12 protein-coding genes and 5 pseudogenes are annotated in these 9,526 nt (G+C 34.4%); all 17 read left to right on the top strand.

Going from position 1 to position 9,526, the window contains the following annotated elements; all coding sequences use genetic code 11:
- Nucleotides 1-146 precede the first annotated feature (146 nt).
- The 17 genes and pseudogenes from H7K77_RS07630 (at nt 147) to H7K77_RS07560 (ending at nt 9,333) form a co-directional block, all read left to right on the top strand.
- Nucleotides 147-422, top strand: a complete 276-nt coding sequence (locus tag H7K77_RS07630) for a hypothetical protein (RefSeq protein ID WP_186577134.1) — start codon at nt 147-149, stop codon at nt 420-422.
- Nucleotides 423-443: 21 nt separating this feature from the next.
- On the top strand, nt 444-809 hold the full coding sequence (locus H7K77_RS07625) for a hypothetical protein (RefSeq protein WP_186577133.1): 366 nt from the start codon (nt 444-446) through the stop codon (nt 807-809).
- Between the two features lie 629 nt (nt 810-1,438).
- Nucleotides 1,439-1,669: pseudogene (locus tag H7K77_RS21260) on the top strand (recombinase family protein); the annotation flags it as partial.
- Between the two features lie 39 nt (nt 1,670-1,708).
- Nucleotides 1,709-2,070, top strand: a pseudogene (locus tag H7K77_RS21825) (hypothetical protein).
- A 40-nt stretch (nt 2,071-2,110) separates the two neighbouring features.
- Nucleotides 2,111-2,633, top strand: a pseudogene (locus tag H7K77_RS07610) (SecY-interacting protein Syd).
- A gap of 46 nt (nt 2,634-2,679) precedes the next feature.
- Complete coding sequence (locus tag H7K77_RS07605; protein ID WP_186577130.1) at nt 2,680-2,892, top strand: bacteriocin immunity protein; 213 nt, start codon at nt 2,680-2,682, stop codon at nt 2,890-2,892.
- Nucleotides 2,893-3,141: 249 nt separating this feature from the next.
- Nucleotides 3,142-3,339, top strand: a pseudogene (gene imm47 / locus H7K77_RS07600) (Imm47 family immunity protein); the annotation flags it as partial.
- A gap of 519 nt (nt 3,340-3,858) precedes the next feature.
- Nucleotides 3,859-4,203, top strand: coding sequence for a hypothetical protein (locus H7K77_RS07595; protein ID WP_186577129.1), 345 nt, complete (start codon nt 3,859-3,861; stop codon nt 4,201-4,203).
- 12 nt (nt 4,204-4,215) lie between these two features.
- The gene (locus H7K77_RS07590) at nt 4,216-5,391 is read left to right on the top strand and encodes a hypothetical protein (RefSeq protein ID WP_186577128.1); all 1,176 of its coding nucleotides are present in this window, start codon (nt 4,216-4,218) and stop codon (nt 5,389-5,391) included.
- 13 nt (nt 5,392-5,404) lie between these two features.
- Nucleotides 5,405-6,181: a hypothetical protein gene (locus H7K77_RS07585; RefSeq protein WP_186577127.1), complete on the top strand. Its 777-nt coding sequence runs from the start codon at nt 5,405-5,407 to the stop codon at nt 6,179-6,181.
- The gene (locus H7K77_RS07580; protein ID WP_186577126.1) at nt 6,178-6,636 is read left to right on the top strand and encodes a DUF5085 domain-containing protein; all 459 of its coding nucleotides are present in this window, start codon (nt 6,178-6,180) and stop codon (nt 6,634-6,636) included. Before H7K77_RS07585 ends, H7K77_RS07580 begins: the two co-directional genes overlap by 4 nt.
- Nucleotides 6,629-7,075: a DUF5085 family protein gene (locus tag H7K77_RS07575; RefSeq protein ID WP_186577125.1), complete on the top strand. Its 447-nt coding sequence runs from the start codon at nt 6,629-6,631 to the stop codon at nt 7,073-7,075. Before H7K77_RS07580 ends, H7K77_RS07575 begins: the two co-directional genes overlap by 8 nt.
- Nucleotides 7,076-7,110: 35 nt before the next feature.
- A pseudogene (locus H7K77_RS21250) lies at nt 7,111-7,203 on the top strand (cytochrome o ubiquinol oxidase subunit III); the annotation flags it as partial.
- Nucleotide 7,204: 1 nt separating this feature from the next.
- A complete protein-coding gene (gene qoxD / locus H7K77_RS07570; protein ID WP_186577124.1) occupies nt 7,205-7,558 on the top strand; it encodes a cytochrome aa3 quinol oxidase subunit IV in 354 nt (117 codons plus the stop codon).
- 299 nt (nt 7,559-7,857) lie between these two features.
- On the top strand, nt 7,858-8,166 hold the full coding sequence (locus H7K77_RS07565) for a hypothetical protein (protein WP_186577123.1): 309 nt from the start codon (nt 7,858-7,860) through the stop codon (nt 8,164-8,166).
- A gap of 113 nt (nt 8,167-8,279) precedes the next feature.
- Nucleotides 8,280-8,609: a hypothetical protein gene (locus H7K77_RS21005; RefSeq protein WP_222599267.1), complete on the top strand. Its 330-nt coding sequence runs from the start codon at nt 8,280-8,282 to the stop codon at nt 8,607-8,609.
- On the top strand, nt 8,572-9,333 hold the full coding sequence (locus tag H7K77_RS07560; protein WP_186577143.1) for a carbohydrate ABC transporter permease: 762 nt from the start codon (nt 8,572-8,574) through the stop codon (nt 9,331-9,333). The genes H7K77_RS21005 and H7K77_RS07560 overlap by 38 nt, the downstream gene beginning before the upstream one ends.
- The last annotated feature ends 193 nt before the right edge of the window (nt 9,334-9,526 follow it).

Raw genomic sequence — 9,526 nt, 5'->3', positions numbered from 1 at the left:
GATAGTGCAAGAAAAAGAAGTAGTTTAATAGGGTGGTAAAATGGCTGACTTTTTTATTTTTAGCTTTTAAGATTACAACATAGGGTACGGGTAATGTACAAAAGTATGAAGTAGGAATATTTGATGATTTACAAAAAAGGTCTGCTGTGGGAGATAAGCTCGATATACATCATGTAGGTCAAAAGCATCCAGCTAGTCAAGTTATAAATGGTTATGACCCTCAATTCGCACCTTCTATTGCAGTACCGTTTAGAGAACATAAAAGAATACCTACTATTAAAGGAGATTATACTGGCAGTGCAAGAGATTTATTAGCAAAGGATATATGGGATTTAAGGCGTAATACTAATGCGCCAAATAGTGCTCTAAAAGAACTAATTAATCTTAATAAATCAATGTATCCAGACTCTTTTAGAAAATAAAAGGAAGGGAGAATGAAAACAATGAACAGTGAAGAGTTTGTTAAAAGTATTATAGAAGTCGTTAGAGAAGAAAGTATTTCAGACAGTATAGAAGATTTAGTTGACCCTCCTGGGAGGAGACCAATTAGTGAAGATATTGAACTTTCTAATTGGTTTAATCAACTTAATGATAAGGATAAAGAGATAATAGCAAAAGTTGTTAGAAGGGCCGTCGATACTACAGTTTTTGGTTTTTTTACTGTTCTTGATGGTGTTAGGGCAATTGAAAGTGACTCGAATAAAGGAAAATTAGAACTATACTATAAGAAAAATGAAAATAAAAATTTATTAAACAATAACCAAGATGAATATCTACACGATATATTTAATAATCAGATTAAAGAATAAGATTTTTAGGAATATCACGTAAAGACTTACTTAAGACCTTGATTGGCTTTGTAGCCTTTCAAGGTTTTTTAGATGTCATAGTTTTATGGTTAAATAAACTGATTATTATAAGCTCACGGTAGTAAGCAAACGTACGAGATTGGTTGCAGTGACAAAGCACATAAAGCGACCACACTTACTATTCGATTTATATTTGCACACGAGAATGACAAAGCTCGTAATACTAAAGGTGGTAACATACAGGCAACACAAGACAGGTGAAAAAAGAAGGGAAATAAGGAATTTTAGAGTGGGACAAAAAGAACAATTGTTTATTTGAAATTCATAACTCATGATGGTTGTACCATCAAGGCATTCTGTTTTAATACATGATTTGTAAAAATAATAACGATAAACAGGCGAGATGACATTTTACACGGCAGGGGTAGTATGACATGGAATAGCTGACAAACTAACGAGAATGACAAAGCTCGTGGCGATAACAATGGGTAACGTATAAGAGTGTTTCTTAATACTGCATTGGCTTATGAATTTTGGGTTGTATTTTTCCTAGAGACGGTCGTATAATACTCGCTATTCGTTAAAAAGCGTTACGAAAATTACAATTTATGTAACGGGAGGGTGGAAAGTTGAACGTTGTTGGGTATATACGTGTTTCAATGCAAGGGCAAGCAAGAGATGGATACAACTTGAAATATCAAGAAGATGAAATTGAAGCATACTGTGAAGCACAAGGTTGGAACTTGATACATATTTTCAGAGACGAAGGAATTAGTGGTGCCAAATTGAATGAAGATGCATTTGATATAGACAGGGTGGGCTTACAGGAGATGTTGGCTCACCTTTCTTCTGTCCAAATTAGAAGAAAAATATACTGCAGACCCAAGTATACAGTAGAAATGCCTTATGTGGGTAAGGGTAAAGCAGGAACCAATTCAGAAGGCTGGTTACGTGATAAAGACTTTTATTGGAAAGAAATAATGAATAAACACCAGAAAGTTTAAGTAAAACAAATAAACAAAAAATTCAATTGGGTTTCTCTCCGATAAATGATAAAACATTTAGAGAACACCACCCTCAATATGATATAAAGGAATTATATAATGATAAATTAATCCATCATCATGTAGGTGGGGGTGGTCAAGCAGTTGCAGTGCCTTCCAAGCTACACCCAGGAACAGGTGGTATACATAATGCGGAAAAAGCTGCAGGTGTTTTTGGAAATGACAGTGAGTATGCTGAATTACTTGAAAAATTTTAAAAATAAGTAAAGGGTGATAACTTTGTCAATAAAAGAAGCAATGAAGATATACTTTCAAATGAGAAAAGAGATAGCTAATGAAGGTTTAGATTTTTTATTTAAAACACCAATTAGTAGTGAAGATAACCTAATAATTTATGATGGTGAAGTTGATGAGGAAGAATATATCTCATGGAAACCTGTAGAAAAGACTGTTTCACAGGACTTTACAAGTTTAGAAGATGAATTTGATATAAAATTGCATAAATCAATAGATGAATATTTTAACTCATATTGGTTTGCAGATTTAGATGGATTTTATCAGGAACACAATATTGCATTAGAGCCTGTGCTACCGAATAGCGAGCGAGAAAAGTTCATTCCGAGAGTCACTGAAAGGATATAAAGAAAATCATGGGGATAGTTTAAAGAAGATACCTATTGGGGTTGAAGGGAATGGTTTGTTGGTGGTTATTGAGAACAATAGTGGAATAATACAATTAGAAGATTTTGAAAGAGGGACATTTGAGCATATTGCTGAGAATATCCAAGAATTAATAGGGAATTTGAGACTGAAAAGATAGCATTTTATTTAGTGTCGAATATTTCAACAAGGATAAGTACACAATTATGTATCAGAAACTAACCTTTAAAGAACTAGTTGAACTAGTAAATAAAATATGTAATCCTAAGCTATCTGATGAAGAGGTAAGTGAATATATAGAAATCTTAGAAGAAAATGTTCCTCACCCTGCTTCCAGTGACTTAATTTTTTGGAACGATGAGGTTTTATCACCAGAGGAAGTAGTGGAGGTTGCATTAGCATATAAAGAAGAAAAATAATTGTATTTAGAATACTCTTAGTAGAACCTTGAAGGCCTATTTACTTCAAGGTTTCTTTTTTATGTGGGGTTACCCAGTGCTGAACAATTCCGATTTATTTAGAGAAAAGGAGATATTACATGTAAGCCCTATATAATGTTTTAATAAATCCTTTAGTACGTACAACACTCAACATACCGAAGTTACTACTTTCCAAAATAAAGTTTTGAAATGGCAACGAGATAACGAAAAAAGTTATCCCAGTCTGAAATCAAAGAAAATATTTTAAAAGCTGTTACAGAAACGGAAGTTTTATTTAACTTAATAGAATTATATAAAATAGGGGATTTTACTCAAAAGCCATTATTGATTCAATTAATGAATCAGACAAAAGATGAAGCTGTTTTGAATTTATGTATTAGAGTATTTTTAGCTGTCGCAACACATGATGACTTAAGGGATTCAAACATTCCCTTCAATTTTGCCTCCTCTATCAAATTGATTCTTAATTGGGAACTTTAGTAAATAATTGGATTCCAGATGCTGAAGATGATATTAAAGAGTTTCTAATGGATTTTTCATATGATGATCAGCTGATAAAGCAGTTCATGGATGTTAAATTAAGTTCAAAGTACAATACCATTATTTTGATTTACACTACAATTATGTTAAAGATGGTATGTCTATAAATTCAGTAAACAATAATGAATAATAACTTCATTTTATAAGTACTGCTGAATTTGTAGCTCCCTCTACGGTACTAAAAGGCACCTAGTTGTTAAAACAATGGGTGCCTTTTTCGTGTAATTTCTTGCTTTAAATTGTCAATCCAATACGTTTACACTTACTGGGTGTGGATATCTAGTTACTTATACTTATTGATTTATTTTTTATTACTTTAATACCATTTTTTACAAAACAGTTTTCGTATAAAATAGAAGAGACTGTAAATAAAATTGGATTATTCGAATGTGAGAGGTGATTGTAGTGGGGATCAGTATATCTGCAGCAATAAACCAAGCTGAGAAACTCGAAAATACAGCCGATGGATTACAGAAGGTGGCAAATAGTTTAATTACTATAAAATCCGATGTGAATATAGCTTGGAAAGCACAGGAGGTTTGGAGGGTCAATAGTGTAATAGAAAGTTATATAGCTGATATTAAACGCTTGTCAACTGACCTGCAGTCATTAAAATCTGACATAATAAATACAGCTTATGATATTAAAAGAGAAGAGGAAGAAAGAGAAAGAGCTGAAGCAGAGGCTAGGGCAAGGGAAGAAGCTGAGCGGGCAGAAAGAGTAAAGGTAATGGAACGTTATGAGAAATAGGAGGATTATAACATGGCTTATATGAAGATCGAATTATCTGACGTACTAAATTGCTCATCAAGTATAAAACAGCAAGTGACAAAAACTAATTCTCTTACAAATAATGTTGTCTCGGTGAAATATGGCACTGATTACAGTATTTTAAAAAGAAATGGGATTGGTTCTAAGCTCACAACTGCCAAAAAATCTCTACAGGAACTTGAAGATAAGTTGCAATCGTTACATAAATTCATGAATCATGCAGTAGAAAAATATCAAGGTGCAGATGATTATATCAAGGATTTATCATTGACTTATAGTAATAATTTCATAGAAAAATATTATGCGTTATTGAAATTGGATACAAAAAAGTTTTTAGCAGGAAAAAATTCTTCATTGGATTTTATTTCAAAAACTCTCGATTCGGATGTCTTAATGAGAATTAATAAGGATTTAAAATTCCGAATGAAAGAAAGAGATGGGAAACGTTTTCTTGAATTAGTTGGTGGAACATGGGAACACCCTAGGGATTATACAAGGTATCGTGACGCATTGGTAAGAGAGTATGGTGGAGAGAGTGGAACTTATAAAAAACGCTTTGTTAACCGATTAATTAACGGTGGTGGTATTCCACTTTATGTAAGGGGACGTGGAATTATAGAAGACAATTTAATGAGGTTTAGTGGATTGGAAAATGTACAGAAACATTTACGTTATATTGAAAACCCATTAGAAAGTATAAAAGGAACCTCCCATGACTTTACTAAAAATCTAAAAGTGTGGGAGGACTTTGATTGGCGTAACACAACAAAACTGTCTAAGTTCGGTAAATCATTAGGTGCAGTTGGAACAGGTTTTACCGTCTTTGATAATTATGTTGAATCATTTTATGATGCCCAAACAGGACAATGGAATTATAGGAAGCCAAAGGAATGGAGAAAGTTTGGTGTGAACGTGGCGGTTGATGTTGGAATGGGAGCTGGAGCAATAGCGGTTGGTGCAACAGCAGGTTCATTTATTGTTCCTCCTATTGGAACTGTTGTGGGGGCTGGAATAGGAGCAGGATTAAGTTTTGCCTCGAACTACAAGTTTGGTACTCCACCGAAAAGTGTGACTGACCACACGAAGGATATAGTCAATAAGGGTATTGATGAAGTTTCTGATTTTATTGGAGGCGTTGGCAAAAAGTTAGACAAAGTATTTTGGTAGGAGGAATCTAAGTTTGAAGAAGAATAGATGGAAGGAAGAACAATTACACTTGTTAAGAGAAGTTGCAGAGGATCGGTTGAAACCAACTGGAATTTCCATCGGTTTATTAGGATGTTTTGGTGTAAGTGTTTTTATTTTTTCTATATTGAAGTTTGCAACAGGATATAGTGTTTATATTAATCATTCAATGTGGCCATATGTTATGAAAACATTTTTCGTTTTATTATTATTCCAGGGAATAATCACGTTGGCTTTCTTGAATGAAAAGGTGGCATATAAACACCAAAAATTTCAAATGTTATTTTGTTGTCTCATTTTAATAATCACGTCGATAGAAATGTATTTTTTCTACTTTTCCGCTTGGGATGATAAAGATGCTCCTGAATACTTGTTTACTGTAGGTATATATGCGTTAGTTAGTGGCTTCATATTAATGATGATTTTTTTTATTAGAGGAATAAAGCGTGTGAATTCTGGTGAACTAGCAAAAGGGGGTACAGGACTTTATAACTTTAAGGACTCAAAAGGATCAGTTAGTATTCCCATCATATTTATTGCGACTTTACTTGGCGCTGTCATATCAAAAACACTGAACAAATTTGATGGTGACACGTCAATAATGATAGGTATTTATTTAGCTTTATTTTTGGCGATTGTCATACAATATTCATTAGCGATAGCACTTACTGAGTTTTTACTTCTAGCCTTTTGTAAAATTAGATATGATTCTTTCCACGTTGCTTTACCGAAGAAACGACGTCGTCGAAAAAAGGATGGTGTTCCTAAGTGAAAATTAAGCGTTGTCCGATAAATTTCCATCATGTCATTAGTGCCACAACAATATGTAAACTAGATGAATGGCATTTTGGTGCACAAGAGCTACGGAATTCAATCATACATAATGGGCTATATGGGACTGGTCCAATTATTTATCAAGTATCAAGACGGAATGATTGGGATTTTGAGGCTGAGTATACGTTTCATGTCCCGATTAACACTTCAGTTGATATAGTTGATAATTCTACTTATCGATACTCTGAATTTATGCGGTATGAAGATGGCCTTATGCTCAGACATGCAGATTTAGATGATGACATAGAGAAAACTTATGAATTACTAAGGCTATGTGCAAAGGAACATGAGTTAGAATTAAAGGAACCTTTTTATAATATTTATTTGGATGTTTATGGTGATGGGATCATTGATGTGTTTGCTCCAATTATCGTGGAGGAGAACAATGATTAATTCATCAGATTCAATAAAATACAAAAATGTCATATCAAAAAAATATACATTTCATTTCAAAGACATGGAGCAAAAGTTGAAAGAATTTATAAATGAGATTGACCAATTACAATTAAAGGTGAAGGGGCCACTTTTTTATTCGCTAAACAATGTGCCAAGGGATGAAGTAATGCATGCTGAATTTTTCATGCCTGTAATAAATGAGAATGTACAAGTCAACGAACAAATGTATTTTCATAGTTATTACTCTATTGATCACATGATATCTACAATTGTTTATAACGATGTTGAGAAAGTTACCGAAGAAGCGTATGCCTCATTGTTTCATTATATGGAACAAAACAAATTGTACCAGGTGACACCTATATTTCATATCCTTTCAGGGGATGAGTCTCTACCATATAGTTTTATAAAAATTGGTGTTGTAAATAGTGAATGAGAATATAAACGGGTGCCTGACCCCCACTAATTCATAAGATTTTTATCATCGGTCTTTACTGGCACTTCCTTGACGTCATTTGGATTTTCATATTTACATTCGTTTACTTGAAAGGGATGGTGATGTAACATGGCGAAACATAAAGATCAAGTTGTTCCGACAGGTCATGTCATCGGCTTTATATCATCACTTGTTCTTACATTCTTTGCGGCATGGGTCGCTCTTAAGACAGAGCTTTCTTTTACAGTGATCATGTGGATCATTTGTTCTGTAGCCATGATTCAAGCAGGGCTTCAGTTGTTCATGTTCATGCACATGAATGAAGGAAAAGATAATAAGACACAAATTATTAATATCGTTTATGCTGTATTTACTGCAGCTGTTATCATAGTTGGCTCGATTTGGGTTTTAACATTGGGGTATGCGCGCAATAAATATAGATGGAAAAACACCACGGTCAGGTTTGGCTGTGGTGTTTTTTGAATTCATATCTTTGAAAATTTGAACACATAGAGTCTTAAGTGTTAAAAGACGGAAAAAGGGGTGCCTGCCTAAATTGACAAAATGAGTGTTATCACATGGGGGAAAATCAAGAATATAGTGAAGAGAAAAACTAAGAATTGTGATAGAGAATTTTATTAAAAAACTAGTGAAATATTAACAAGTCAAAAGACCTAAAGGGCAGTGAAGTGTCGAATCTTTAGTAGTAAAGGTGTATTTCGTTTTGGATAATAGTATATCACCATATTTATACTATTACATATAGAACGGAGTGATCTCTATTGCAGGATGAGGAAATCTTCAAACAAAGGCAAAGGGATAAATATCAGCGTGAAATTCGTGCACTAAAGCGTTATGCCTTACAACTAGGTGATTCGATGACTACATTTCAACGGGCAGTGAATGAATATGAGGGGGGAGAACGAAGTTATACGAAGAAATGGAAGGGCCGTTCAAATGATGGGTATACTCTCATAGATTCTGAGATTAAAGCTGCCAAATCGAGTGTGATTACGAAGAAGGGGCAATTAGTTGCGGAAGTTTACGCAGAAATCTCGCGTCTTCAAGAGAAGGTGGCCTATTACTCATGAGCCAAATTCAATTCGTTTCAAGTGATATGAGTGCCTTAAAAGAATCAATCCAAAGTGCGGAGGACTTAACTAGTGATACGATTCGGCAAGTGAATGCAAGTATTAACGCGTGAGTGTTCGATGAACCAGGAGCAACGAGCTCAACAATTCAACGACTTCATCAACAACTTATCGATGAAATGCGTGAGTATGAACGAAAGCTAGCGAATGCGAACTATATCGTAACGGTAACAAAATCTCGAATAGAACATGACGAAACCGCTCTCTATGCAAAAGCGCAGGAAATCTACCAAAATTATTTAAGCCAAACATCTCGATCAGTCACCTTTACTAGTTTTGGGGTAGGAATGGGAGGATACAAAACTCCGAGTGATATATCTTTTTGCACTATTCATATTTTTTGTAATGTTTCCATTCATTTGGGTATTTCTGACCTCAATTAAACCATCTGGAGAAATTTTTTCCTCTTTTAAATGGTTTACTGCAAAACCAACTGTTGAATCGTATGAGGCGGCCTTAACTAACCGTCCGTTGATAAGATATATGATAAATAGCTTTGTTGTCGCTACCTTGTCAACTATATTGTCGCTAACTTTCGCATCCTTTACCTCCTATGCCTTGACACGTTTACCGATTAAGGGGAAAGGGTTTATTTTAGGAATTGTATTAGCAGCATCTATGTTTCCACAAATTGCAATTATTTCACCAATGTTTAATTTGATAACAGGTCTTGGCTTACGCAACAGCTACCTTGGTTTAGTTATTCCATATATTACGATTAGTTTGCCACTTTCAATCTGGATTCTTTCTACTTTTTTTCAAAAAAAACCTTTCGAACTGGAGGAATCGGCAAAACTTGATGGAGCAAGCCCGTTCCAAACATTCCGGAAAATTATTTTTCCGCTTGCGGCACCAGGTGTATTTACGACAGGGATTCTCGTGTTTATTGCAGCGTGGAACGAGTATTTATTCGCCTTGACGATAAACAGTAGTGATTCCTGGCGAACAGTCCCAGTGGGGATATCGATGTACTCCAGTCAATTCACGATTCCTTGGGGGGATATATCTGCAGCTACCGTACTAGTGACGATACCGATTGTTATTATTGTACTTTTGTTCCAACGAAGAATTGTATCGGGATTAACGTCTGGAAAGGTGAAAGAATAATATAGATAATATTGCAGGGAAGCAGATGAGAGTTAAATGTTATTAGATAGAAAAGTATTTTTTAAAAAGAGGCACTTCTTTTGGAAAACCAGAGCTTGCCTCTTTTATTCTACTAAACAATACATATGTACGATTTGGCTATTTGATATACTATTTCACCAAAATAATAGGCGAAATAAGAAACTTAGTTTTA

The organism is Aquibacillus kalidii (genome assembly GCF_014280935.1).
Classification (GTDB): domain Bacteria; phylum Bacillota; class Bacilli; order Bacillales; family Amphibacillaceae; genus Aquibacillus_D; species Aquibacillus_D kalidii.
This window is presented reverse-complemented; position numbering and strand designations above follow the sequence as displayed.

Bases quoted from the DNA above. Each gene is read 5' to 3' on its own strand.
- H7K77_RS07625 (WP_186577133.1), top strand. From the start codon at position 444: ATGAACAGTGAAGAGTTTGTTAAAAGTATTATAGAAGTCGTTAGAGAA.
- H7K77_RS07605 (WP_186577130.1), top strand. From the start codon at position 2,680: ATGTATCAGAAACTAACCTTTAAAGAACTAGTTGAACTAGTAAATAAA.
- H7K77_RS07590 (WP_186577128.1), top strand. From the start codon at position 4,216: ATGGCTTATATGAAGATCGAATTATCTGACGTACTAAATTGCTCATCA.
- H7K77_RS07575 (WP_186577125.1), top strand. From the start codon at position 6,629: ATGATTAATTCATCAGATTCAATAAAATACAAAAATGTCATATCAAAA.
- qoxD (WP_186577124.1), top strand. From the start codon at position 7,205: ATGGCGAAACATAAAGATCAAGTTGTTCCGACAGGTCATGTCATCGGC.
- H7K77_RS07560 (WP_186577143.1), top strand. From the start codon at position 8,572: ATGTTTCCATTCATTTGGGTATTTCTGACCTCAATTAAACCATCTGGA.